Genomic DNA, 24,722 nt, shown 5'->3' on the forward strand with positions numbered 1-24,722 from the left:
CCGGCAACACCAACATGGTCCAGGTCCACCACCTGGGCACCCGCAGCGGTCTCTGACCTGTAGCGGCAAGCCGAACGGGCCGTCACCTCCTCACGGAGGTGACGGCCCGTCGGTCGTGGTCCCTAGTAGGGCGTCTGGTCGTTGTAGAGGTGCATGCCGGGGATCTTCAGCGTGCCGCCGAACTGCCCGGCCTGGACGGCCTTGGCGTCCTTCAGCTTGAGGTCCAGCGGGATCGGAACGGTGCTGATCAGGTCCCAGAGCCAGCGCGGCAGGGTGTCCGGGGTGAGGGTGATCTCGCCCAGGTCGATCGGGATCGGCAGGCCGATCACCTCGGTGAGGTGGCCGGACAGGCTCTCCACGTACATGGTGACCGGGCCCTGACGCATCGTCGAGGTGGTGCCGGGGCCGCCCTTCACGTGGAAGGTGTAGCCCGGTATCTCGATCGTCGACATGTCGAGGTTCTCGATGTCCACGCTCGCGGTGGTGAACTTGAGCACCCGCTTGGTGCCGCTCGGCGTCCGGACGTCGTAGACGCCGTTGAAGACCGAGCCGTGCAGGGCCAGCAGGGTGGAGCGCAGCGTCCAGTTCTGCTCCGGCACCACGTGGCCCGGGCCGGCCGCCAAGGCCTTCGCGGACCGGGTGTCCACCGCGCAGTTGGGGTCGGCCGAGGGGCTCGGCGAGGCGCTCGGCGCGACACCCGGCTTGGCCTTCTCGGTGGACTTCGCCGACGGGACGGCCTTGGCCGAGGGGGCCGCGGACGGCGCCGCCGAGGACTGCTGCGCGGCCGGGGCGTCCGGGGTCGCGCTCGCGCTCGCACCGGTGCGCGGCTGCGGCGTGCCCTGGTTCGCGGTCGGGGTCGGGGTGGGCGTGGCCGGCTGGCCCGGTCCGGTCGCCGGGGTCGGCGTGGCCTGGGCCGGCTTCGGGGGCTGCGCCAGCGTCGGGGTCGGGGACTTCGACGGGGTGAAGACCCCGAGCAGATCGTCGATCAGTCCGGCCTGGGAGACCTTCGCAGTGCTCTCGCCGCCCAGCGCCACCGCGTTGCTGACGGTCCGTCCGGTACCGCCGACCAGGCTCGCGGTGGTCGGCGAGGCGGACGGAGCCGGCACGCTCGCGGGAGCGGAGGGCGTCACGGGCGCGGACGGCGCGCCGGAGGGCTTGGCCGAGGGCACCGTGCTGGGCAGACCCGGGCCGGGGAGCGGGGTCAGCTCGCTCTTCGGGACCGGGGTCTCCTCCAGGATGGTGTCCGGCGCCGTCGCCGCGCCGCAGGAGGTCTTGGGCTCGGCCTGCGCCAGGGTCGGGATCGCGCCCATCAGCAGCGCGGTCGGCACCGCGGCCAGCGCGAACGCCCGCCCGCGCAGCCGCCCGGTGCGGCGCGGTGCGGCGTGCCGGGGGCCGGGCACCTTGGCCGCGCCCGGCTCGACTGCGTCGGTCACCGTTGCTCCCCCTGCTCGGTCGGCGCGGGCTGCTCCTCGGCGACGCGCTGCACGGGCAGCGCCTCGGCCTGCGCGGCCTGCTCGTCGGAGGCCGGCTCGTGGGCGGCCTGGAACCCGGCGGCCTGGAACGGGGCGTGCTGCTGCTCGGCGCCGGGGTGTCCCGCGAACTCGGGTCCCACCACGGGCGGTTCGGCCTGGATCGGCGCCCAGGAGACCAGCAGGCCACCGCCCACCAGACCGAGCGTCAGCCCCATCAGGAAGCCGCCGAAGTTGGCGATCGGGATCGAGACCAGGGCCAGGATGGTGGTGGCGACCCCGGCGAAGATGCGGACCGCGGGCTGGAACCACCCGGTGAGGCCGAGCGCGATCATCAGCAGGCCGATGACCAGCGAGCCCGCCCCGGCCGTGGTGGCCATCTGGACGGTCATGCCGCTGAGGTTGAGGCTGTGGTACGGCAGGTAGAGGATCGGCACACCGGCGAGCATGGCCAGCAGGCCGCCCCAGAAGGGCCTGGTGCGGCGCCAGTTGCGGAACCCGGTCCGCGCACGGGTGAACGGGCTCCCGGCCTCGGGCCAGGACTGGGCAGTTGCGCTGGACACGATGCAACTCCTCGACGGGATCTACGAGGTGGGCGGTGCGAGATGGTGCGGCCGGGGCCAGCCGAAGCCGGCCCCGGCCAGATGGACCACGTTGCGGGTCCGACCGGTCCGACTACTGCTTGGCAGCGTTCGGGTCCAGCACGGAGCCCGGCTTAGGGTCCTCGTAGAAGCACTCCTTGCCCTTGCCGTTGCTGCCCAGGTACAGGTCCAGCGACAGGCCGCGGAGGTTGAAGGTGCCGGCCGAGGTAGCGTAGGCGGTCTGCTTCACGTCGGTGAGCGTGGCGCTCTTGGCCGCCTGCGAGAAGCCCATCAGGCCGCTGGGCTTGGTGGTGCCCAGCGCGCTCTTCCAGTCCTTGGTCGCGGTGCCGTCGAGGGTCGAGGCGTCCTGGCCGATGTTGATGCTCTTGAACTCCGCGTCACCCCGCAGACTGTCCAGGTCGATCAGCAGGTTCTCGGCGGTGACCTGCTTCTTCGGATCGTCGCTCTTGCCTGCCTCCAGACGCATGGTGACGTCCGGCAGCTTGAGACCGAGCAGGCTCGGGCTGGTGACGACCGACTGGCACATGCCCTTGAGGGTGGCCGTGTCGAAAGCCGAGATGGCGACCGGGTGGATCTGACCGTTGACCTCGGCATCGAACGAACCGAACTGGGCGAACTTCTCGCCCGTCAGCTGCTCCACCGTGACCTTGAAGCGCTGCCCGGAGACGGCGAACGAGGCCGCGAGGGCGCTGTTCGCGATGCCCACGCCGATGGCGGCGGTGGCGGCGATGCTGGGGACCATCACGAGCGCGAAGCGCTTCCAGCGGGTCTTGCCGTGAGTCTGGGACATGCGTGTCCTCCTTCTGGGACGCACATCTCCTGGCCACGCCGGGCCACCCTGTGCCCGGCGCCGACCTGGGATGGGAGAGAACTGCGTCCTCGGTAGCGGCGACAACCAACGACCGCACGGGGCGTGCAGCCGAAGAAGGACAGGAACCGCGTGTGGGATCTGCGGATACCCCCCTGCCCTCCGACCGCCGGTGGGGACCGGCGGCGGCCCGGCGGGGACCTCTGGAGAGAGGACCGGGCGTCGCCGATCGTGCTTGAATCCCAGGCGAAGTACAAGAGGTGCGTTACTGACGGGTAATCCAACATCAGGACCCATTGATCATGGAATCCAAGGCGCCGTCACCCAGCGTGATGTTCGCACGTGCGAGCGGGTGCGCCACTCAGCGGAAACACGGACGAAACACCCCCCACCGTCACCGGGGGTGACGAGTGGGGGGTGTGGTCAAGATTTGATAAACGCCTGTGGATTCCTGCGCAATGTCGCCAAATCTCCCACGGCACCGCAGGTCACACGCCGTGCCAGGGTCACGCTCAGAAGAGCACCCGCGCCAGCGCCGTACGCGCCTTGACGACCCGCTCGTCCTCGGCGCCGATTACCTCGAACAGCTCCAGCAGCCGGAGCCGGACGGTGTCCCGGTCCTCGCCGAAGGTGCGGCCCACGGTGTCCACCAGCCGCCCGAAGGCGTCCTCGACGTGCCCGCCAACCAGGTCCAGGTCGGCCGCGTCCAGCTGGGCCGCCACGTCCTTGGGGCCGGCGGCGGCCGCCGAACGGACCTCCTGCGGGTCCAACTTCTCGACCCGGTGCAGGAGTTCGGCCTGCGCGAGGCCGAGCTTGGCCTCGGTGTTCCCCGGCTGGTCGGTCAGCACGTTCCGGTACGCCTGGATCGCGCCGCCCAGGTCACCCCGGTCCAGCGCGTCGTGCGCGGCGGACAGCGCCGGGTCCTCCGGACGGAGCGGCGCGACCGGGGCGCCGTCGGCGGAGGCCGCGCCGCCGACGATGCCGAATCGCTGCTCGGCGACGGCGATCAGCTGGTCCAGCACCTTGCGGACGTTGGCCTCGTTCTCGGCGCCCTGGAACAGCGGCACCAACTGGCCCGCCACCACGGCCATCACGGCCGGGATGCCCTGGATGCCGAACTGCTGGGCGATCAGCTGGTTGGCGTCGACGTCGATCTTGGCGAGCACGATCCGGCCGGCGTACTCCTCGGCCAGGCGCTCCAGGATCGGGCTGAGCTGCTTGCACGGCCCGCACCACTCGGCCCAGAAGTCCACCACCACCGGGACCTCGGCGGAGCGCTGCACCACCTCGACCTCGAAGGTGTCCTCGCTGACGTCGATCACCAGCGGGTAGGCGGCGGAGGCGGAGTCGTCCGCACCCCCGGCCGCCGCTTGGCGGGCCCGCTCGGCCCTGACCTGCTCGGCCTTCTGGGCGGCCTCACCGGCCGCCTTCACTGCGGCGAGGTCGACCGCACCACGCAGGGCGGAGCTGTTGAGACGCGAATTCGGTGACTGCATGGCACCATCCTCCCCCGTCCGCGCCCCCGACGTGTGCCAACCGCCGGGAAAAGGCCCGGCACCGCCGGGCGGTCCCCCCGGCGTCGGCGGGAGCAGGCTCCCGGCGTAGTCGAAGGAGTGCCGGCGCGGATCCCCACCCGCGCCCCGCGTCCGCCCGATCCCTGGGCCGGACGCGTGGTTGTCGCTCTATTCGCTACGAGTCGTAGCGTATCTGTTCCGAGGGCCGGTGCCGCAAGCCCTTCCGGGCCGGTGGGGACGTGAGCTGCCCCACTTTCCCCCGGCCTGCGGATGCCGCTCCGGCCAGTCTGTCGCTACCGTGTGCAGGCCAAGTTACTTGCAGGTAAACCGTAGGAGGCTCGGTGGCCCCCACCACCCGGCAGCCCGCCCCGGAACCGGACGCGGCCCCCGCCCCGGCTTCCGCGCATCCGCGCGGCAAGGGGCGGCCGCGCAGCGCCGCCGCCGACACCGCCATCCTCGACGCGACCAGGGCAGCCCTCGCCGAACTCGGCTGGGGCGGGCTCACCATGGGACACGTGGCGGCCCGGGCCGGCGTCGCCAAGACCACCCTCTACCGGCGCTGGCCCTCCAAGAACGAACTGGTGGTCGACGCCGTCGCCAGCCTCTTCGACGACCTGGAGGTCGCCGACCTCGGCAGCCTGCGGGCCGACATCGAGGCGGTGGTCTTCCGCTTCGCCGAACTCCTCGCCCGCCCCGAGACCCAGGCCGCCCTGCTCGCCCTCTTCGCCGAGGGCACCCGCGACCCGCTGCTGCGGCGGCGCATCCGCGAGCGGATCGTCGACCCGCAGAAGCACCTCGTGCAGCAGGGGCGGCTCAACGCCCAGCGCCGCGGCGAACTCGGCCCGGACCTGGACGAGGCCACCGCCTGCGAGGAGATCGCCATCATCTTCGACACCATCGCGGGCACCGTCGAACACCGCATGCTGGTCAGCGGCGAACCCATCACCGCCGCCTGGATCCACCGCTTCACCACCCTCCTCCTCAACCCCCTCCCGGGCCTGCTGACGAACTGATCGGGAGTGGCCGCACCAGGGGCGTTCCCGGCGCACCTGGCTTCACACCTGGTACCGGTCCGGGGCGAAGGCGTCGAGGTTGGCCTCGACCCAGGCGGAGGTCTCGCGCAGGCCCTGGTCGAGCGTCACCCGGGGCTGCCAGCCGGTCAGTTCGCGGGCCAGCCGGTTGTCGGAGAGCAGCCGCTCGACCTCGCTGCCACCGGGCCGCAGCCGCCCCGGGTCGGTGACCACCTCGGCCTCGCGGCCGGAGGCGGCGATCAGCCGGTGCGCCAGGTCGCCGATGGAGATCTCCCGGCCCGTGCCGAGGTTGAGCACCCGCCCCAGCGCCGCGTCGGCCCGCGCCGCCGCCAGGAAGCCCTCGGCGGTGTCGGTGGCGAAGGTGAAGTCACGGGTCGGGGTGGTGGAGCCGAGCCTGATCTGCCGGGCGCCGGAGTGGAGTTGGGCCAGGATGGTGGGGATCACCGCCCGGGCGGACTGCCGCGGGCCGTAGGTGTTGAAGGGGCGGACCACCACCACCGGCAGCTCGAAGGCGTGCCGGTACGACAGGGCCGTCATGTCGGCGCCGATCTTCGAGGCGGAGTACGGCGACTGCGGCTGGAGCGGGTGGTCCTCGGAGATCGGCACCGTCCGCGCGGTGCCGTACACCTCGCTGGTGGAGGTGTGCACCAGCCGGGCGCCGTGCCGCAGGCAGGCCGCCGCGACGTTCTGGGTGCCGACCACGTTGGTCTGCACGTACGCCTCGGGCGCCTGGTAGCTGTACGGGATGCCGATCAGCGCGGCCAGGTGGAAGACGGTGTCGCAGCCCGCCACCGCGTCCTGCACCCGCCCCGGGTCCCGGACGTCCCCGGCGAGCATCTCGACCTGACCACCACTCAGGTACCGCGCCAGGTAGCCGCGTTCGCCGTACGGCTTGTAGTGCACCAGCGCCCGCACCGCCGCGCCCCGCGCCACCAGCAGGTCGACCAGCGTCGAGCCGATGAAGCCCTCCGCGCCGGTGACCAGTACGCGCCTGCCCTGCCAGTAGTCGTTCATGCGACCCTCCTCAGGTCTCGGTGGTGCGTGCGGACGGTCCGCAGCACCTTGGCCGCCAGCAGGTCCGCCGCGTCGGCGTGCGTCCCCGGGTCGGCGGCCCGGGCCATCGCGGCCAGCCGGGCCGGATCGGCCAGCAGCGGGCCGGCCAGGGCGGCCAGCCGCTCGGCGGTGCACTCGGCGTCGGGCAGCAGCAGGCCGGCCCCGGCGTCGGTGAGCACCCGGGCGTTGTGGGTCTGGTGGTCGTGCGGCGCGTGCGGGTAGGGCACCAGCACGGCGGGGACGCCGATGCCGGCCAGCTCCGCCACGGTGGCCGAACCGGCCCGGCAGACCACCAGGTCGGCGGCGGCGTAGGCGAGGTCCATCCGGTCCAGGTACGGGACCGCCGAGGCCACCGGGTTGCCGGCCAGCCGCTCGCGGGCCGCGCCCAGTGCCGCCGGGCCGGTCTTGACGAGCAGTCGGACGTCCCGCCGCCCCCGCCAGAGCTCGGCCAGGCCGAGTGCCGCCTCGGTGAGCCGGGCCGCGCCGAGGCTGCCGCCGTTGAAGACCACCAGCCGGGCGCCGGGCGGCACGCCGAGCCGCACCCGGGCCTCGGGGCGCAGCCCGGCCCGGTCGAGCCGGGCCAGCAAGCCGGCCATCGGCATGCCGACCGTCTCGGCCCGCACCCCGGCGGGCAGGTGGGCCCGGGTGCGGTCGAAGGCCAGCGCCAGGTGCGGGGTGAGCCGGGCGGCGAAGCGGTTGGCCCGGCCGGGCACGGCGTTGGACTCGTGGACCACGCTGGGCAGTCGGGCCAGCCGGGCGCCGACGATCACCGGCGCGCTCGGGTAGCCGCCCATGCCGACCGCGATCTGGGCGCCCTGGGCGCGCAGGATCTCCCGGCACTGCACCCCGGAGCGCAGCAGGTCGGCCGGGAGCAGGTAGCGGCGCGGGCCGAGCGAGGGGTCGAAGGGGATCATGTCCACCGTGTGCAGCCGGTACCCGGCGGCCGGGATCAGGGTGGTCTCCAGGCCGCGTTCGGTGCCGACGAAGGAGATCTCGGCCTCCGGCCGGGCCCTGCGCAGTGCCTCGGCGAGTGCCAGGCCGGGGTAGATGTGGCCGCCGGTGCCGCCCGCACCGATCACCACGGACAAGTGTCGTTCCGTCATGACACCGGAGCCTGGCCGGGCCCGGTAAGAGAGATCTAATAGTCCGTTCTGTGAAGCTTGTCCCCATGAGCAACAGCGCGAGGATCCTGGTGGTGGACGACGACCCGGAGGTGCGGGCCGCCGTCGAGGACGGTCTCGCGGTGGCCGGGTACACCACCCGCGGCGCACCCGACGGCGCCACCGGGCTGGCCGAGCTGGGCAGGTGGGAGCCGGACGCGCTGGTGCTGGACGTGCTGATGCCGGGGCTGGACGGCCTGGCGGTCTGCCGGCGGCTGCGCGCCCTCGGCGACCGGACCCCGATCCTGGTGCTCACCGCGAAGGACTCGGTCAGCGACCGGGTGGACGGGCTGGACGCGGGGGCCGACGACTACCTGGCCAAGCCCTTCGCCCTGGACGAGCTGACCGCCCGGCTGCGCGCCCTGCTGCGCCGGACGGCCCCGGTGGAGCCCGGCGGGGCCCTGGTCCACGGCGATCTGACGCTGGATCCGGTGAGCCGGACGGGGCGGCGCGGCGGGCGGCCGCTGGAGTTCACCCGCACCGAGTCGGCCCTGCTGGAGCTGCTGCTGCTCCACCCCGGGCAGGCCCTGCCACGCGAGCTGATCATGGAGCGGGTCTGGGGCGCGGACTTCGGCCCGGGCTCCAACTCCCTCGCGGTGTACGTCGGCTACCTGCGCCGCAAGCTGGAGGCGGGCGGCGGGACACGGATCGTGCACACCGTCCACGGGGTGGGCTACCGGCTGGGTGAGGCGTGAGGGAGCACGCCCGCTGGCGCAGCCGCCGCCCGCTGCGCACCCGGCTGGCCCTGGCCACCTCGGCGGCGGTGGCGCTGGTCGCGCTGGGGGTCTGCGCCGCCGCCTTCGTGGTGATCCGCTACGAGCTGGTGCACCAGCTGGACCTGACGCTCACCCAGCACGCCACCCTGGTCAAGCAGCAGGAGCGCGGACAGCCCCCGCAGGTGGTGCACGGCGAGTGCGGCTTCCTGGCCGCCCCGCCCTGCACCCAGCTCGTCCCGGCCTCCCCCGCCCAGGACCCGCCCGGGCGCTGGCTGCTGCCGGTCACCGGCAGCACCCGGCAGGTGGCCGCCGGGCAGCGGGCGGCGTACTACACCGCCGTCACCGTGGACGGGCACCCGGCGCGGATGCTCACCACGCCCTACGAGACCGAGCCCGGCCGGGCCGTCCAGGTGGCGCTGCGCTCCGACACGGTGGAGCAAGGGGTGCGCCAGGCCGGGGAGTTGCTCGCCGCGGTGGCCGGGGCCGGGGTGCTGCTGGCCGGCGGGCTCGGCTACGCGGTGGCCCGGACGGGGCTGGCCCCGGTGGCCCGGCTGACCGCAACCGCCGAGCGGATCGCCACCACCCGGGACGCCACCGTCCGGATCGACCTGCCCGAAGGCCGGGGCGAGGACGAAGTCACGCGGCTGGCAAGGGCGTTCAACACCATGCTGGGCGAGCTGGAGCAGTCCGTCACGGCCCGCAGGCGCCTGGTCGCGGACGCCTCGCACGAGCTGCGCACCCCGCTCACCGCCCTGCGCACCAACGCCGAACTGCTGGGCCGGGTCGAGCGGTTGACGCCCGAGCAGCGCGAGCGGGCGACGGCCGGGCTGCAACGGCAGCTGCGCGAGGTGACCGGGCTGGTGAACGACCTGATCGAACTGGCCCGGGACGAGGAGCCGCAGGCCCTGGTGGAGCCCGTCCGGCTGGACCTGCTGGTGGCGCACTGCGTGGCGACCGCCCGCGGCCACTGGCCCTCGGTGCGCTTCGACGCCGCCCTGGCCGCGGACGTGGTGATCCCGGGCGTGCCGGCCCGGCTCGCCCGGCTGGCGGGCAACCTGCTGGACAACGCGGCCAAGTTCAGCCCGCCCGGCGGCCCGGTCGACGTCACCCTCACCGGGCGGGAGCTGACGGTGCGGGACCACGGCCCGGGGATCGCCGCCGAGGACCTCCCGCACGTCTTCGACCGCTTCTACCGGGCCCCGGCCGCCCGCGCCCTGCCCGGCTCGGGCCTCGGCCTGGCGATGGCCCGGCAGATCGCCCGGGCCCACGGACTGGAGCTGGACGCGGAGCGGGCCCCCGGCGGCGGGGCACTCTTCCGAGTGCGCCTCGACCGCCGGGGGCCCGCGTGACCGGCCAGACCGGGGTGACGGACGGTCAGAACCGCGCCGTCTCCTGGTAGACGCCCCACTCGCCGCGCAGCGCGTTGCAGATCTCGCCCAGGGTGGCCTCGGCCCGGATCGCGTCGAGCATCGGCGGGATCATGTTCTCCCCGGAGCCGGCGGCCGCCAGCATGGCGTCCAGCCCGGCCCGCACCGCCGCCTCGTCGCGCTGGGCCTTGCGGGCGCCGAGCACCCGGACCTGCTCGCGCTCGACCTCGTGGCTGACCCGGAGGATCTCCAGCTCGGGGGTGACGCTGCGCGGGTGGCAGTTGACGCCGACCACGCGCTTGTCGCCCTTCTCCAGCGACTGCTGGTACTGGAAGGCCGCCTCGGCGATCTCGCCGGTGAAGAAGCCGTCCTCGATGCCGCGCAGGATGCCGGAGGTGATCGGCCCGATCGGGTGGTCGGCCGTCCCCTTGTCCACGATGCGCTGGAAGATCTCCTCGGCCTGCGCCTCGATCCGGTCGGTCAGCGCCTCGACGTACCAGGAACCGCCCAGCGGGTCGGCCACGTTGGCGACGCCGGTCTCCTCCATCAGCACCTGCTGGGTGCGCAGGGCGATCTCGGCGGCCTGCTCGCTGGGCAGCGCAAGCGTCTCGTCCAGCGCGTTGGTGTGCAGCGACTGGGTGCCGCCGAGCACGGCGGAGAGCGCCTCGACGGCGGTGCGCACCACGTTGTTGTACGGCTGCTGGGCGGTCAGCGAGACGCCCGCGGTCTGGGTGTGGAAGCGCAGCCACTGCGCCTTCTCGGTCTTCGCGCCGTAGCGGTCGCGCATCCACCGGGCCCAGATCCGGCGCGCGGCGCGGAACTTGGCGATCTCCTCGAAGAAGTCCAGGTGGGCGTCGAAGAAGAAGGACAGGCCGGGGGCGAAGACGTCCACGTCCAGGCCGCGGGAGAGGCCGAGCTCGACGTAGCCGAAGCCGTCGGCCAGGGTGTAGGCGAGCTCCTGTGCGGCCGTCGCCCCGGCCTCGCGGATGTGGTAGCCGGAGACCGAGAGCGGCTTGTAGGCGGGGATGCCCTCGGCGCAGTACTCCATCAGGTCGCCGATCAGGCGCAGGTGCGGCTCGGGGGCGAAGAGCCACTCCTTCTGCGCGATGTACTCCTTGAAGATGTCGGTCTGCAGCGTGCCGTTGAGCACCGAGGGGTCGACGCCCTGCCGCTCGGCCGCCACCAGGTACATGCAGAAGACCGGCACGGCCGGGCCGCTGATGGTCATCGAGGTGGTGACGTCGCCGAGCGGGATGCCGTCGAACAGCACCTCCATGTCGGCGGCCGAGTCGATCGCCACGCCGCAGTGGCCGACCTCGCCGAGCGACTTGGCGTCGTCGGAGTCGTAGCCCATCAGGGTCGGCATGTCGAAGGCGACCGAGAGGCCACCGCCGCCGGAGTCCAGGATCATCCGGTATCGCTCGTTGGTCTGCTGCGCGTTCCCGAACCCGGCGAACTGACGGATCGTCCAGGTGCGGCCCCGGTAGCCGGTGGCGTGCAGGCCCCGGGTGAACGGGTACTCACCCGGCCACCCGATCCGCTCGAAGCCCTCCACGGGCTGGCCGGGGGCCGGGCCGTAGACCGGCTCGACCTGATCACCGCTGAGCGTGGTGAAGTCCGCGTCCCGCTTGCGGGCCTTGTCGTAGCGCTGCTGCCAGCGCTGCCGGCCTGCCTCGATGTCCTCGGCGTCCACGTCCGGACTCCACTCAACTCACGGCCTCCGCCTTTTTGGGGCAGGGCACAGCTTCGGCTTGTCCCGACAATTTACTCGGACGTCCTAGTAAATGTCGATGGCCACCGGGAGCGGGGTCAGGCTGTGTCGGGTCGGCCGACGGCGCGTCAGGCGCGCGCGGGCCCCTCGTCCACGATCAGCGGGGCGATCTCGCGGGAGACCTTGCGCTCGACGAAGAAGGCGGCGGTCGGGATGGTCCCGGCCAGCAGCACCCAGGCCAGCTTGCCCATCGGCCACTTGGCCTTGGTGCCGAGGTCGAAGGCGAACACCAGGTAGACCACGTAGAGCCACCCGTGCGCGATGCTGACCACCCGGGTGAAGGCGGCCGCGCCGTCGACGTCCAGCACGTACTTCCCGATCACGCCGAGGGTCAGCAGGACCAGGAGGACGCCGGTGACGTAGGCCAGGACGCGGTAGCGGGTCAGCACACTCTGCTTCATGGCATCGAGGGTATCCGCCCTCACGGGCAGCGATTCCCGGGGGGCGGGCCCCCGGCCTTCAGCCCTGGAAGTCGCCGGCCGCGACCCGCAGCGGCAGCAGCACCTCGAAGATCTTGCGGCACTGCTCCTCGCTGTAGCCCTCCAGACCGAAGTCCATCGCCATCAGCTCCCGGGTGGCCTGCTCGACCACCTCGCGGCCCCGCCCGGTGATCGAGGCGAGCACGCCGCGGCCGTCCAGCGGGTTGGGGCGCCGGGCCACCAGGCCGGCCCGCTCCAGCCGGTCCACCGTGTTGGTCACGCTGGTCGGATGGACCATCAGCCGCTCGCCGATCTTGGAGAGCGAGAGCTCGCCGGTCCGGCTGAAGGTGAGCAGCACCAGCGCCTCGTAGCGGGCGAAGGTCAGCCCGTACGGCTTGACCACGGCGTCCACCCGGCCGAGCAGGATCTGGTGGGCCCGCATCACCGAGGTGATCGCCGGCATCGAGGGCGCACTGCCCCAACGCTCGGTCCAGTGGGTCTCGGCACGGGCGATCGGGTCGAAGTCGAGAGCTAGCGGCTTGGGCATCGCCCCACCGTACCCGCGAGTCCGCCCCTGGGTAGCGGGTGTCCACCATGGTGGACAGAGGTCACAGCTGGCGGGGTCCCGCCAGCGGGAGGCCCCGTCCGCCACCGAGCGTGCAGCCCGCCGATACGGTGCGCAACTGCCGCAAGGTGAACGGGAGTTGCCGATTCTCATGGCCAACCGGCGGGCCGCGTCGCGACTCTGACCGGGAGTGCGGCCGGTATGTCCCGCCGTGTCCGTTCCGTCCGGCGCCGCGATCCGGCCACCACACGACGGGGGGCCACTGGCGGGCCCCGGCCAATACCAGGCAGAGACCTGTCATTTCATCTGATGGATTGTCATGCTTCTGGCCATCCCGTACGGCACCGCCACCCCACCCTCAAGGCCGGTGCCGCCCGCGACCGCGACCGCGGTCGGCCCCCACGGAAGGAACCCGTACGTGAAGCGAATGCTGACGGTCGGCGCCGCTCTCTCCGCCACCGCGATCCTCGCCAGTGCCATCCAGGTCAGCGCCGTCGCCCAGGCCGCGCCGGTCTCCGTGAGCAGCAAGGGGTCGACCCTCCAGCGCGCCGAGCTCAAGGCGCTGGCCCAGTCCTACGCCCCGGCGGTGGCCAAGGCACTCGGCCTCGGCTCCTCCGAAGCGCTGGTCGCCAAGGACGCCGTGCTGGAGGCCGACGGCACCAAGCACCTGCGCTTCGACCGGACCTACGCCGGCCTCGCCGTGCACGGCGGCGACCTGGTCGCCCACCTGAGCGCCAAGGGCAAGGTGCTCTCCGTGGACAGGGCCACCGAGTCGGCCATCGCGCTGCCCAGCCTGACCCCGGCCGTCCCGGCCGACAGCGCCGCCAAGCAGGCCAAGGGCGCCGTGCAGGCCACCGTCGGCCAGACCATCGACGCGGACGAGGCCCCGCTGCAGTCGGTCACCGGCACCTCCGCCGCCAAGCTGACGGTCTGGGCCGTCTCCGGCACCCCGCGGCTGGCCTACGAGACCGTGGTCGAGGGCGTCCGCGAGGGCGGCATCCCCTCCGCCCAGCTGCTGGTCACCGACGCCGCCACCGGCGAGGTGCTCTCCACCCACGAGCAGTACCAGGCCTCGGTGGCCACCGGCACGGGCAAGGGCGTGCACGTCGGCAGCGTCACCCTGACCACCAACTACACCGGCTCCCTCTACGAGTTGAGGGACACCACCCGGGGCAACACCCGGACCGTGGGCCTGGCCGGCGCCACCTCGGGCAACGGCACCCTGTTCACCGACGCGGACAACGTCTGGGGCAACGGGCTGGCCTCCAACGCGCAGTCCGCCGCCGTGGACGCCCAGTACGGCGCGGTGGCCACCTGGGACTACTACAAGAACACCTTCAACCGCAGCGGCATCCGCAACGACGGCGTCGGCGCGGTCAGCCGGGTGCACTACGGCTCCAACTACGTCAACGCGTTCTGGAGCGACAGCTGCTTCTGCATGACCTACGGCGACGGCACCAACAACAGCAACCCGCTGACCGCCATCGACGTCTCCGGCCACGAGATGACCCACGGCGTCACCGCCAACACGGCCGGCCTGGTCTACTCCGGCGAGTCCGGCGGCCTGAACGAGGCCACCTCGGACATCTTCGGCACCATGGTCGAGTGGTCCGCCAACCTGGCCGCCGACCCGGGTGACTACCTGATCGGCGAGAAGATCAACATCTTCGGCAACGGCAAGCCGCTGCGCTACATGGACAAGCCGTCCCTCGACGGCAAGTCCAAGGACACCTGGTACTCGGGCATCGGCTCGATCGACGTCCACTACTCCTCGGGCGTGGCCAACCACTTCTTCTACCTGCTCTCCGAGGGCAGCGGCGCCAAGGTGATCAACGGCGTCAGCTACAACAGCCCGACCTCCAACGGCTCCACCATCGTCGGCATCGGCCGGACCAAGGCCGCGGCGATCTGGTACAAGGCGCTGACCGCCTACATGACCTCCACCACCAACTACAAGGCCGCCCGCACCGCCACCCTGAACGCGGCCGCCTCGCTCTACGGCACCACCAGCACCGAGTACAAGACCGTCGCCGCCGCCTGGTCGGCCGTGGGCGTCTGACACCCACTCAGTGACGGAAGGACGGCCGGCCCCTCGGAGGGGGCCGGCCGTCCGGCTCTTAGCAGGACACCGACAAGCCGACAAGACGCCCGGGTTGGCGGAGTCCCGCCACAGGCGATTCTGGTACGTACCAGAGTGCCGATTACCCGCAATGTGTCCGCAACACGGGTATTGGTCTGGACAGTTGCCGGATTTCGACGGCCGTTCAGCTTCCGTTCGGGTCGAAACTCCGCTGCACTGCCCCGATTTGACCGACATGTCCGTCATGTCATGGCGTCGATCCAGCCATCACGGAGCGTGTGGAACTGGCGGGTGATGGCCAACTCTCGACTGAGACCTGTCATTTCAGCACCTGCATTAGTCATGCTTCTCGCCAGCCCCGTACGGCACGGCCGCCCCACCAATCCGGCCGTTGCCGCGTGACCGCACGGAGCAGCACGTCAGCACCCGTTCCGCCCCACAGGCCGCCAACCCCGGCGCCCCGGAGCGAGGTGCGACCGCGCACACGCGGTTGAACTTCGGAAGGAACCCGCACATGAAGCGCACGCTGACTGTCGGAGCCGCTCTCTCCGCCTCGGTGATCCTCGCCAGCGCCATCCAGGTCAGCGCCGTCGCGCAGACCGCCCCCGCCCCGACCGCCGCCGTCGCCCAGCGCGCCTCGCTCACCTCGCTGGCCCAGTCGTACGCCCCGGTCGTGGCCAAGGCCCTGGGCCTGGGCAAGGACGAGGCCCTGGTCGCCAAGGACGCCGTGGTGGACGCCTCCGGTGCCAAGCACCTGCGCTTCGAGCGCACCTACGGCGGCCTGTCCGTGCTCGGCGGCGACCTGGTCGCGCACCTGAGCGCCAAGGGCAAGGTCCTCTCCGTGGACAAGGCCACCGAGGCCACCATCGCGCTGCCCTCGCTGACCCCGGCCGTGCCGGCCGACAACGCCGCCAAGCAGGCCAAGGGCGCCGTGCAGGCGACCGTCGGCCTGACGGTGGACAAGGACGAGTCCCCGATCAAGGAGGTCACCGGTTCGAGCGCCGCCAAGCTGCTCGTCTGGGCCACCTCGGGCACCCCGCGCCTGGCCTACGAGACCGTGGTCGAGGGCGTCCGCGCGGACGGCATGCCTTCTGCCCAGAAGCTGGTCACCGACGCCGCCACCGGCGAGGTGCTCTCCACCCACGAGCAGCACCTCGCGGCCGCCGCCTCCGGCACCGGCAAGGGTGTCTTCGTCGGCTCGGTCGCGCTGACCACCAACACCTCCGGCTCGACGTACCAGTTGAAGGACCCGAGCCGGGGCAACATGTACACCACCACGCTCAACAACAAGACCTCGGGCAACGGCACCCTGCTGACCGACACCGACAACGTCTGGGGCACCGGGACCGTCTCCAGCGCCCAGTCGGCCGCCGTGGACGCCCAGTTCGGCGCCGCGGCCACCTGGGACTTCTACAAGAACTCCTTCGGCCGCCTCGGCATCCGCAACGACGGTGTCGGCGCCTACAGCCGGGTCCACTACGGCCGCAACTACGTCAACGCGTTCTGGGACGACGGCTGCTTCTGCATGACCTACGGCGACGGCGCCTCCAACACCCACCCGCTCACCGAGCTGGACGTGGCCGGCCACGAGATGACCCACGGCGTCACCTCCAACACCGCGGGCCTCAACTACTCGGGCGAGTCCGGCGGTCTGAACGAGGCCACCTCGGACATCTTCGGCACCATGGTCGAGTTCAGCGCCAACCTCGCCTCGGACAAGGGCGACTACCTGATCGGCGAGCTGATCAACATCAACGGGGACGGCACGCCGCTCCGTTACATGGACAAGCCCTCCAAGGACGGCGGCTCGGCCGACTCCTGGTCCTCCGGTGTCGGCAACCTGGACGTCCACTACTCCTCGGGCGTCGCCAACCACTTCTTCTACCTGCTGTCCGAGGGCAGCGGCGCGAAGACCGTGAACGGCGTCAACTACAACAGCCCGACCTCCAACGGCTCGACCCTGACCGGCATCGGCCGCACCAAGGCCGCGGCCATCTGGTACCGCGCCCTGACCGTGTACTGGACCTCGACCACCAACTACAAGGGTGCCCGCACCGGCACCCTGAGCGCGGCGGCCGACCTGTACGGCGCCGGTAGCGCCGAGTACAACGCGGTGGCGGCCGCCTGGTCCGGGGTCAACGTCAACTGACGTCCCGTCACCACGGCTGAATCCTGAACGCGCGAAGGCCCGGTCCCTCCGGAGGGGAGGACCGGGCCTTCGTGTCGTTCGGGGCCGTCAGGCGGCGGCGGGCTGCCCGGCGGCCGGGTACTCGTCGCGCTCCTCCTTGGCCAGCATCCGCTCGGCCGCGAAGCCGCCGAAGGGGAGCACCGAGAGCACGAAGAGCACGATGCCGCGCTTGGCCTCCCAGCGCTGCTTCTGCCAGGCCAGCGCCAGGAAGACCACGTAGAGGACGAAGAGGGCGCCGTGCACCGCGCCCATCACGGGCACGGCGTTGAAGTCGGTGGTGCGCTTCAGCACCGAGCAGATCAGCAGCAGGATGAAGGACAGGCCCTCGGGGGCCGAGACCAGGCGGAGGCGGTGGACGGCACTGCTCTTCACGGTGGGTACCTCGTAACGTCGGCTTTGTGAACCGGTGCACAAACCGGCCCGGACATTATGACCCGCCCTTTACCCTGGCCCCGAAGCCGGGGGGCCGTGTACCGGATTCGTACCAGTGACGTGCGGGCCCTCCCCCGAGGTCGAACCGGACCGCTATCTTCAGCGCGTGGCACAGTTTCGACTCCAGGGCTCCAAGGTGCTCGCCGTCGACCTGGCGGGCGACTCGGTCAAGGCCCGCAACGGTTGCATGGTCGCGTACACCGGACAGATGAACTTCAAGAAGCTCAGCGGCGGTGGTGACGGCCTACGTGGCATGGTCACCCGCCGGCTGACGGGCGAACAGATGGAGGTCATGGAGGTCAAGGGGCAGGGCACCTGCTACTTCGCCGACCGGGCCACCGAGGTCAACCTGGTCCGGCTGAACGGCGAGACCCTCTACGTGGAGGCGGACAACCTCCTCTGCACCGAGGCGACGCTGAGCACCGGCACCAGCTTCACCGGCCTCAACGGGATGGCCTCCGGCACCGGCCTGTTCACCACCAAGGTGGACGGCCACGGCTGGGCCGCGCTCACCTCCAAGGGGCCGGCGGTCATCCTGCGGGTCTCCCAGGGGCTGCCGCTGCGGGTGGACCCGGGCGCGTACATCGCGCACACCGGGAACCTCAACCGGGCGCTGAAGTCCGGCGGCGGCTGGACCGCCAACCTGATCGGCGAGGGCGGTGGCGAGGCCGTGCAGGTCGAGTTCAACGGCGAGGGCCTGGTCTACGTCCAGCCCTCCGAGCGGATCACCATGGGGGGCGACGTCTGATGCCGTTCACCAAGGTCAACTCCAAGCTGATCGAGGCCAAGGTCTTCCCCGGCCAGCGGATCTTCAGCCAGCGCGGCTCGATGATCGCCTACACCGGCGAGGTCTCCTTCACCCCCAACCTGACGGGTGGTCAGGGCGGTGTGATGAGCATGATCGGGCGCCGGGTGGCGAACGAGGACACCCCGCTGATGACCGTCGAGGGCCAGGGCACGGTGCTCTTCGGCCACGGCGGCCACCACGTCCAGATCATCGAACTGAGCGGCGACACCCTGCTGGTGGAGGCCGACCGGCTGCTCGCCTTCGACGGCACGCTCCAGCAGTCCACCGTCTTCCTCGGCTCGCAGGGCGGCGTGATGGGCATGGTCCGCGGCCAGATGACCGGCCAGGGCCTGTTCACCACCCAGCTCAGCGGCCAGGGTTCGGTCGCGGTGATGGCGCACGGCGGCTTCGTCGAGCTCCCGATCCAGCCCAACCAGCCGGTGCACGTGGACCCGCAGGCCTACGTGGCGCACCGCGGCCAGGTGCAGAACAAGCTGTCCACCTCGCTGGGGTGGCGCGACATGGTGGGCCGCGGCTCCGGCGAGGCGTTCCAGCTGGAGCTCTCGGGCCACGGTGTGGTGTACGTCCAGGCGAGCGAGGAGAAGCTCTGATGTCCTACCCGCCGCAGCAGCCGTACCCCCCGCAGCAGCCCTACGGCCAGCAGCCGGGCTACCCCCAGCAACAGCCTCCCGGGTACCCCCCGCAGCAGCAGCCTCCCGGGTATCCGCCGCAGCAGCCGCAGTACGCGATGCCCGAGCCGCCGCCGGTGCACGACGTGCACAGCCTGCCGGTGAACGACAACGTCAACCCGTACTGCTTCTCGGTCGAGCTGAACGGCCCCTACTACCTGCAGAAGGGGAAGATGATCGCCTACTACGGCGACGTCCGCTTCACGGGTGTGGGCCGCGGCTCGATCGACCGCGCGCTCGGCCGGAACTTCAACTCCCCGCTGCACGCCTCCGACTGGGTGGTGGCCGAGGGCCGGGGCAAGCTGCTGCTCGCCGACCGCGCCTTCGACCTGAACTCCTACGACCTGGAGAACGGCAACCTGACGGTCCGTTCGGGGAACCTGCTGGCCTTCGAGCCGACCCTCCAGCTCAAGCAGTCGATCATCCCCGGCTTCCTCACCCTGATCGGCACCGGCAAGTTCGTGGCCGCCTCCAACGGCCCGGTGCACTTCGTCGAGCCCCCGGTGAAGGTGGACCCGCAGGCGCTGGTCGGCTGGGCCGACTGCCCGGCCCCCTGCCACCACTACGACCACGGGTACATGACCGGCCTGCTCGGCGGGCTGCGCCAGCTGACCGGGATCGGCGGCGCCTCCGGCGAGGAGCACCAGTTCGAGTTCATCGGGGCGGGTACCGTCCTGATCCAGTCCAGTGAGACCCTGATGGCGGAGCGCTCGGTCGGCGTGGTGCACGCCGAGGCCGGCGTCCCCGGCGGCGGGTACGGTGTCCCCCAGCAGGCCGGGCACGGCGGCGGGCAGCAACTGCCCAACATCAACGTGCCGGGGCTGGGGAACCTGGGCGACCTCGGGCGCCGGTTCGGACTCTGAGGGCCGTCCGTAGGATTGTAGAACTTTGAACTACCTCGGTATGCTGTCTGCCATGGACGCCTCTACCGACACCCCCGCAGAGGTCTCCTCCCCGCCGGTGGCGGAGGAGGAGACCCCCTGGCTCACCGCCAAGGAGCAGCAGTTCTGGCGCGCCCACCTGGAGGTCAGCCACCTGCTCGAGTACCAGCTCGGGCGGGAGCTGCAGCCCCACGGTCTGGCCAACAACGACTACGAGATCCTGGTCGTGCTCTCCGAGTCCCCCGACCGGCGGATGCGGATGACCGACCTCGCCACCGCCACCCTGCAGTCCAAGAGCCGGCTCTCCCACCAGATCACCCGGATGGAGGCGGCCGGCCTGGTGCTCCGTCAGGAGTGTCCGGGCGACCGGCGCGGGCTCTTCGCCCACCTCACCGAGCACGGCTGGGACATCCTGCGCAAGGTGGCCCCCGACCACGTGCGCTCGGTCCGGCACCACTTCATCGACCGCTTCACCCCGGAGCAGATCGACGCCCTGTACGCCGCCCTCGCCCCGGTCGCGGAGCACCTGCGCGGCCTCAAGGGCCGCAGCTGACCACGGCCTGACGCACCGTCGGCCGGACACCCCCCGGTGTCCGGCCGACGCGCGTCTCAGCCCTCGGTGAGGCCCGCGACCAGCTCGTCCGCCGCCCCGTACGGGTCCAGCTCGCCGGCCGCCACCCGCTCCGCCAGCGCGGACAGGTGCCGGTCCCCGCGCAGGTCGCCGATCCGGGCCCGCAGCACGGACAGCGCGATCGCCTCGACCTCGTCCGCCGCGCGGCGCCGCCGACGGACCGTCAGCTCACCGGTCTCCGCCAGCCAGGCGCGGTGCTTCTCCAGCGCATCGACCACCTCGTCGATGCCCTCGCCGCGGGCCGCCACGGTCTTCACGATCGGCGGCCGCCAGTCCCCCGCGGTCCGGGCCTCGCCCAGGCCCAGCATGTGGTTCAGCTCCCGGGCGGTGGCGTCCGCCCCGTCCCGGTCGGCCTTGTTCACCACGAACACGTCGCCGATCTCCAGGATCCCGGCCTTGGCCGCCTGGATCCCGTCGCCCATCCCCGGCGCCAGCAGCACCACCGAGGTGTCCGCCTGCGCCGCGATCTCCACCTCGGACTGGCCGACCCCGACGGTCTCCACCAGGATCACCTCGCAGCCCGCCCCGTCCAGCACCCGCAGCGCCTGCGGAGCGGCCCAGGAAAGCCCGCCCAGGTGCCCCCGGGTGGCCATCGAGCGGATGAACACGTCCGGGTCGGTCGCGTGGTCCTGCATCCGCACCCGGTCCCCCAGCAGCGCCCCGCCGGAGAACGGCGAGGACGGGTCCACCGCGAGCACGCCGACCCGCTTCCCGAGCTTCCGGTACGCCGACACCAGCGCCGAGGTGGACGTCGACTTCCCCACCCCCGGCGACCCGGTCAGCCCCACCGTGTACGCCCGCCCGGTGTAGGGCGCCAACGCCGCCATCGCCTCGCGGAGTTGGGGCGCGGCGTTCTCCACCAGCGAGATCAGCCGCGCCACCGCCCGCGGCTTGCCCTCCCGGGCCTGCTCGACCAGCGCCGCAACGTCGACCATGCACTTGCTCCTCTTGGGAAGTCGGTCATGCCGGGGGCGCGAGGAACTGCGCGCAGGGGAACGGCAGCACCTGCAACTGGCTGACGCGCCCTCAGTTGCAGGTGAGCCGCCTCCCGATTCGCGCAGTTCCTCGCGCCCCTGGAGGTGCAACTCGTTCAGAGTGCCTCAGCTGCGGGGCACCCGGACGATCAGGGCGTCGCCCTGGCCGCCGCCGCCGCACAGGGCCGCCGCACCGGTACCGCCACCACGCCGCTGGAGCTCCAGGGCCAGGTGCAGCACCAGCCGGGCGCCGGACATCCCGATCGGGTGGCCCAGGGCGATCGCGCCGCCGTTGACGTTGACCTTCTCCTCGCCCACGCCGAGGTCCAGCATCGACTGGTACGCGACGGCGGCGAAGGCCTCGTTGATCTCGATCAGGTCGAGGTCCTCGACGCCGATGCCCTCCTTCGAGAGCGCGTGCTGAATCGCGTTGGAGGGCTGCGACTGCAGCGAGTTGTCCGGGCCCGCGACGTTGCCGTGGGCGCCGATCTCGGCGATCCAGCTCAGGCCCAGCTCCTCGGCCTTGGCCTTGCTCATCACGATCACGGCGGCGGCGCCGTCGGAGATCTGCGAGGCGGAGCCGGCCGTGATGGTGCCGTCCTTGGTGAAGGCCGGGCGGAGCTTGGCCAGGCCCTCGGCGGTGGTGTCCGCGCGGATGCCCTCGTCCTGCGAGAACAGCACCGGCTCGCCCTTGCGCTGCGGGATCTCGACCGGGACGATCTCGGCCTCGAAGACACCGTTCTTCTGGGCGGCGGCGGCACGCTGGTGGGACTGCGCGGAGAGCCGGTCCTGGACCTCGCGGCCGATGCCCAGACGGGTGTTGTGCTTCTCGGTGGACTCGCCCATCGGGATGGACTCGTAGGCGTCGGTCAGACCGTCGTGGGCCATCGAGTCGAGCATCTCGATCGCGCCGTACTTGAAGCCCTCGCGGGACTTCGGCAGCAGGTGCGGGGCGTTGGTCATGGACTCCTGGCCACCGGCCACCACGACGTCGAACTCGCCCGCGCGGATCAGCTGGTCGGCCAGCGCGATGGCGTCCAGGCCGGAGAGGCAGACCTTGTTGACGGTCAGCGCCGGGACGTTCATCGGGATGCCGGCCTTGACGGCGGCCTGGCGGGCCGGGATCTGGCCGGCGCCGGCCTGGAGCACCTGACCCATGATCACGTACTGGACCTGGTCCGGCGTCAGGCCCGCCCGCTCCACCGCGGCCTTGATCGCGAAGCCGCCGAGGTCGGCGCCGGAGAAGCCCTTGAGCGAACCGAGCAGCCGTCCCATGGGGGTCCGGGCACCGGCGACGATCACTGAAGTAGTCATGAGACGAGCCCCTTCGCGCGTCAGAGCATGAGGGTGTGGGGATGCCGCCTCAATGTACTGAGCCGTAACCCGGGCGTCACCGGAGCCGAGGTGTGATCAGCGGCACGTGTCACCCACCGGTCAACACTGTGTCAGCACGGGCCGGTGAATTGTGAGCAGGCTCGCACGTGACGTGCTGGCGCTGCGTCAACTCGGTGCGCTGCACTGGTACCCACCTTCCAAACCTCTCATCCCCTCCCGGAGGCCAGCCGTGCTGACCCGCATCGACCACATCGGGATCGCCTGCTTCGACCTGGACAAGACGGTCGAGTTCTACCGCGCCACCTACGGCTTCGAGGTCTTCCACAGCGAGGTCAACGAGGAGCAGGGCGTCCGCGAGGCCATGCTCAAGATCAACGAGACCTCGGACGGCGGCGCCTCCTACCTCCAGCTGCTGGAGCCGACCCGCGAGGACTCCACCGTCGCCAAGTGGCTGGCGAAGAACGGCGAGGGCGTGCACCACATCGCCTTCGGCACCGCCGACGTGGACGGCGACGCGGCCGACATCAAGGCCAAGGGCGTCCGGGTGCTCTACGAGGAGCCGCGGATCGGCTCGATGGGCTCCCGGATCACCTTCCTGCACCCCAAGGACTGCGGCGGCGTCCTGACCGAGCTGGTCACCTCGGCCCCCGGCGACGACGCGCACTGACCGCCGTGAGCGGGGTCGTGCCCGTACGGCCCCGCCCGCCCGGCTCCCGGCGACCCGTCGGTAACCTCGGAAAACCGCACCGCGGCCATTCCCTCCGCAGGCCGTCCCACTACAATGCCCGGGTGCGCGAAGCTCCGGGGAGGACCGGTCCGGCGGGCACGGCCGATGACGGGGGCAGCTGGCGCTGGTCCCGGCTCAAGGGGAGTCCACCAACCGGGCGCGACGACACGGTCGCAGTTCGGATCTGTCACCATTCTCCACAGGCAAGAGTTCGCTCAGGAGTCCACCCGGACGGCGGAGCGCGGGACGACCGCGCGCCGGACGCCCCCAGGGCTCCGACCGTGGCACCCGCCACGGCTGCAAGGACCAGCCGGAACGGCCCCGCCACGGGGTCGTGAGGGCCGGGTCGAGGACGCGACCAGGAGATGGATGGGACCGCGGAGTGCGGGGCTACGACCGCTACGAGGCTGACGATCACCTCTCCCAGTTCGAGGCCGAGTTGGATCGGGCTCGGAAGGAGCGGGACAAGACCGTCCAGCATGCCGAGGACCTCGCCTACCAGGTCGAGGTGCTCCGGGCCAAGCTGCACGAATCCCGTCGGCAGCTCGCCCAGCCGCGCGCCTTCGACTCCGTCTCCGGCCAGGCCGAGCAGATGCTCCGCAACGCCGAGATGCAGGCCCAGCAGCTCCGCGCCGAGGCCGAGCGCCAGCTGCACGAGTCCCAGCAGGCCACCCAGCGGCTGATGGCCGAGGCCGCCGAGCGGACCGCCCGGATCGAGGCCGAGTACACCGCCCGCCGCCGGCAGCTGGAGGAGGAGCTCAGCGAGCTCCGGCACAGCGCCGAACGGCACGTCAACGAGAACGTCGCCTGGGCCGAGCAGACCCGCTCCGGCACCGAGCAGGAGGCCCAGCGCCTGCTCCAGGAGGCCCGCGCCGAGTGCGACCGGCTGGTCGCCGCCGCCCGCGCCGAGGCCGAGGCCCTGGCCGACCAGGCCCGCGCGCAGACAGCCGCCGACGTGGACGCCGCCCGCGGCGAGGCCCAGGCCGCCGCCGAGGCCGCCCTGATGCGCGCCCAGACCGACGCCGAGCGCCTGCTCCGGGCCGCCTCCGAACAGGCCCAGCAGGCCAACGCCCAGGCCGAGGCGGTGGCGGGCGAGGCCCAGCAGCAGCTGGCCGGCGCCCAGGCCGCCGCCGAGCAGCGGCTCACCGAGGCCCAGGCCGCCGCCGAGCGCGGGCTGGCCGCCGCCCAGGAGGAGATCAGCCGGCTCAAGCTGCAGGCCGCCGAGGACCAGCAGCGGGCCACCGAGGCGCTCGGCGCCGCCCAGGCCGAGATAGAGCGGCTCCGGGCCGAGGCACTGGCCGAGGCCGAACGGGCCCGCCAGGAAGCCGCCGAGCTGCGGGCACGGGCCGAGGCCGCCGCCGAGCAGCAGCTGGCCGAGGCGGAGGCCGCCGTCCAGCGGCTGGTCGCCGACGGCGAGGCCGCCTCCGACCAGCGCTCGCAGACCGCCAAGGCCGAGATCGCCCGGATGGTGGCCACCGCCACCAAGGAGACCGACCGGATCAAGGCTGAGGCCGCCAACGTCA

General features: G+C 71.9%; 22 protein-coding genes and 1 pseudogene. 11 read left to right on the plus strand and 12 right to left on the minus strand.

The annotated features are described in order from the left end of the window. Positions 1–122: 122 nt before the first annotated feature. The 4 genes from ACZ6ZR_RS09640 to ACZ6ZR_RS09655 all read right to left on the minus strand — a co-directional run bounded on the left by ACZ6ZR_RS09640 (position 123) and on the right by ACZ6ZR_RS09655 (position 4,375). Positions 123–1,433, minus strand: coding sequence for a hypothetical protein (locus ACZ6ZR_RS09640; protein WP_465641146.1), 1,311 nt, complete (start codon positions 1,431–1,433; stop codon positions 123–125). After that, the gene (locus ACZ6ZR_RS09645) at positions 1,430–2,032 is read right to left on the minus strand and encodes a DUF6114 domain-containing protein (protein WP_465641148.1); all 603 of its coding nucleotides are present in this window, start codon (positions 2,030–2,032) and stop codon (positions 1,430–1,432) included. Before ACZ6ZR_RS09645 ends, ACZ6ZR_RS09640 begins: the two co-directional genes overlap by 4 nt. Positions 2,033–2,144: 112 nt before the next feature. Further along, positions 2,145–2,861 carry a DUF6230 family protein gene (locus ACZ6ZR_RS09650; protein WP_465641150.1) on the minus strand — a complete coding sequence of 239 codons (717 nt, stop codon included), beginning with the start codon at positions 2,859–2,861 and terminating at the stop codon, positions 2,145–2,147. A gap of 530 nt (positions 2,862–3,391) precedes the next feature. Then, positions 3,392–4,375, minus strand: coding sequence for a tetratricopeptide repeat protein (locus ACZ6ZR_RS09655; protein ID WP_465641152.1), 984 nt, complete (start codon positions 4,373–4,375; stop codon positions 3,392–3,394). Positions 4,376–4,734: 359 nt separating this feature from the next. Between ACZ6ZR_RS09655 and ACZ6ZR_RS09660 the strand changes: the two genes are divergently transcribed. Then, positions 4,735–5,406, plus strand: a complete 672-nt coding sequence (locus ACZ6ZR_RS09660) for a TetR/AcrR family transcriptional regulator (protein WP_465641153.1) — start codon at positions 4,735–4,737, stop codon at positions 5,404–5,406. 42 nt (positions 5,407–5,448) lie between these two features. On the opposite strand, the gene ACZ6ZR_RS09665 is transcribed toward ACZ6ZR_RS09660, so the two are convergent. Both ACZ6ZR_RS09665 and ACZ6ZR_RS09670 read right to left on the minus strand, forming a co-directional pair. Next, complete coding sequence (locus tag ACZ6ZR_RS09665; RefSeq protein WP_465641155.1) at positions 5,449–6,438, minus strand: SDR family NAD(P)-dependent oxidoreductase; 990 nt, start codon at positions 6,436–6,438, stop codon at positions 5,449–5,451. Then, positions 6,435–7,580, minus strand: a complete 1,146-nt coding sequence (locus ACZ6ZR_RS09670) for a UDP-N-acetylglucosamine--N-acetylmuramyl-(pentapeptide) pyrophosphoryl-undecaprenol N-acetylglucosamine transferase (protein WP_465641157.1) — start codon at positions 7,578–7,580, stop codon at positions 6,435–6,437. Before ACZ6ZR_RS09670 ends, ACZ6ZR_RS09665 begins: the two co-directional genes overlap by 4 nt. A 65-nt stretch (positions 7,581–7,645) precedes the next feature. Between ACZ6ZR_RS09670 and ACZ6ZR_RS09675 the strand changes: the two genes are divergently transcribed. Together ACZ6ZR_RS09675 and ACZ6ZR_RS09680 are read left to right on the plus strand one after the other, a co-directional pair. Beyond that, the gene (locus tag ACZ6ZR_RS09675; protein ID WP_465641159.1) at positions 7,646–8,332 is read left to right on the plus strand and encodes a response regulator transcription factor; all 687 of its coding nucleotides are present in this window, start codon (positions 7,646–7,648) and stop codon (positions 8,330–8,332) included. Then, on the plus strand, positions 8,329–9,702 hold the full coding sequence (locus tag ACZ6ZR_RS09680) for a sensor histidine kinase (RefSeq protein WP_465641161.1): 1,374 nt from the start codon (positions 8,329–8,331) through the stop codon (positions 9,700–9,702). The genes ACZ6ZR_RS09675 and ACZ6ZR_RS09680 overlap by 4 nt, the downstream gene beginning before the upstream one ends. Positions 9,703–9,727: 25 nt before the next feature. Here the strand turns inward: ACZ6ZR_RS09680 and ACZ6ZR_RS09685 are convergent, their stop codons facing one another. From ACZ6ZR_RS09685 to ACZ6ZR_RS09695, 3 genes are all read right to left on the minus strand, one after another. After that, on the minus strand, positions 9,728–11,413 hold the full coding sequence (locus tag ACZ6ZR_RS09685) for an acyl-CoA mutase large subunit family protein (RefSeq protein WP_465641163.1): 1,686 nt from the start codon (positions 11,411–11,413) through the stop codon (positions 9,728–9,730). Positions 11,414–11,559: 146 nt separating this feature from the next. Continuing rightward, entirely contained in the window at positions 11,560–11,892 is a 333-nt protein-coding gene (locus ACZ6ZR_RS09690) for a DUF3817 domain-containing protein (protein WP_465641164.1), read from the minus strand. Between the two features lie 58 nt (positions 11,893–11,950). Beyond that, on the minus strand, positions 11,951–12,457 hold the full coding sequence (locus tag ACZ6ZR_RS09695) for a MarR family transcriptional regulator (protein ID WP_465641166.1): 507 nt from the start codon (positions 12,455–12,457) through the stop codon (positions 11,951–11,953). Between the two features lie 445 nt (positions 12,458–12,902). On the opposite strand from ACZ6ZR_RS09695, the gene ACZ6ZR_RS09700 reads away from it, so the two are divergent. Together ACZ6ZR_RS09700 and ACZ6ZR_RS09705 are read left to right on the plus strand one after the other, a co-directional pair. Further along, positions 12,903–14,534: a M4 family metallopeptidase gene (locus ACZ6ZR_RS09700; RefSeq protein WP_465641323.1), complete on the plus strand. Its 1,632-nt coding sequence runs from the start codon at positions 12,903–12,905 to the stop codon at positions 14,532–14,534. Between the two features lie 535 nt (positions 14,535–15,069). After that, entirely contained in the window at positions 15,070–16,704 is a 1,635-nt protein-coding gene (locus ACZ6ZR_RS09705) for a M4 family metallopeptidase (RefSeq protein WP_465641168.1), read from the plus strand. Positions 16,705–16,791: 87 nt separating this feature from the next. On the opposite strand, the gene ACZ6ZR_RS09710 is transcribed toward ACZ6ZR_RS09705, so the two are convergent. Then, positions 16,792–17,115 carry a DUF3817 domain-containing protein gene (locus tag ACZ6ZR_RS09710; RefSeq protein WP_465641170.1) on the minus strand — a complete coding sequence of 108 codons (324 nt, stop codon included), beginning with the start codon at positions 17,113–17,115 and terminating at the stop codon, positions 16,792–16,794. Between the two features lie 166 nt (positions 17,116–17,281). Here ACZ6ZR_RS09710 and ACZ6ZR_RS09715 point away from each other — a divergent pair, with 166 nt between their 5' ends. The 4 genes from ACZ6ZR_RS09715 (at position 17,282) to ACZ6ZR_RS09730 (ending at position 20,085) form a co-directional block, all read left to right on the plus strand. Further along, positions 17,282–17,923: an AIM24 family protein gene (locus tag ACZ6ZR_RS09715; protein ID WP_465641171.1), complete on the plus strand. Its 642-nt coding sequence runs from the start codon at positions 17,282–17,284 to the stop codon at positions 17,921–17,923. Then, positions 17,923–18,573 (plus strand): AIM24 family protein, encoded by a 651-nt coding sequence (locus ACZ6ZR_RS09720; RefSeq protein ID WP_465641173.1) that lies wholly within the window; start codon positions 17,923–17,925, stop codon positions 18,571–18,573. Before ACZ6ZR_RS09715 ends, ACZ6ZR_RS09720 begins: the two co-directional genes overlap by 1 nt. A 137-nt stretch (positions 18,574–18,710) precedes the next feature. Further along, positions 18,711–19,514 carry an AIM24 family protein gene (locus ACZ6ZR_RS09725; protein ID WP_465641325.1) on the plus strand — a complete coding sequence of 268 codons (804 nt, stop codon included), beginning with the start codon at positions 18,711–18,713 and terminating at the stop codon, positions 19,512–19,514. A gap of 52 nt (positions 19,515–19,566) precedes the next feature. After that, positions 19,567–20,085 (plus strand): MarR family winged helix-turn-helix transcriptional regulator, encoded by a 519-nt coding sequence (locus ACZ6ZR_RS09730; RefSeq protein ID WP_465641174.1) that lies wholly within the window; start codon positions 19,567–19,569, stop codon positions 20,083–20,085. Positions 20,086–20,141: 56 nt separating this feature from the next. On the opposite strand, the gene meaB is transcribed toward ACZ6ZR_RS09730, so the two are convergent. Next, entirely contained in the window at positions 20,142–21,098 is a 957-nt protein-coding gene (meaB, locus tag ACZ6ZR_RS09735) for a methylmalonyl Co-A mutase-associated GTPase MeaB (RefSeq protein WP_465641175.1), read from the minus strand. A gap of 165 nt (positions 21,099–21,263) precedes the next feature. Beyond that, positions 21,264–22,451: an acetyl-CoA C-acetyltransferase gene (locus ACZ6ZR_RS09740; RefSeq protein ID WP_465641177.1), complete on the minus strand. Its 1,188-nt coding sequence runs from the start codon at positions 22,449–22,451 to the stop codon at positions 21,264–21,266. A gap of 250 nt (positions 22,452–22,701) precedes the next feature. On the opposite strand from ACZ6ZR_RS09740, the gene mce reads away from it, so the two are divergent. Together mce and ACZ6ZR_RS09750 are read left to right on the plus strand one after the other, a co-directional pair. After that, positions 22,702–23,139 carry a methylmalonyl-CoA epimerase gene (gene mce / locus ACZ6ZR_RS09745; protein ID WP_465641179.1) on the plus strand — a complete coding sequence of 146 codons (438 nt, stop codon included), beginning with the start codon at positions 22,702–22,704 and terminating at the stop codon, positions 23,137–23,139. A 442-nt stretch (positions 23,140–23,581) separates the two neighbouring features. Beyond that, positions 23,582–24,722: pseudogene (locus tag ACZ6ZR_RS09750) on the plus strand (hypothetical protein); the annotation flags it as partial.

Source organism: Kitasatospora sp. NPDC088742 (assembly GCF_055584905.1).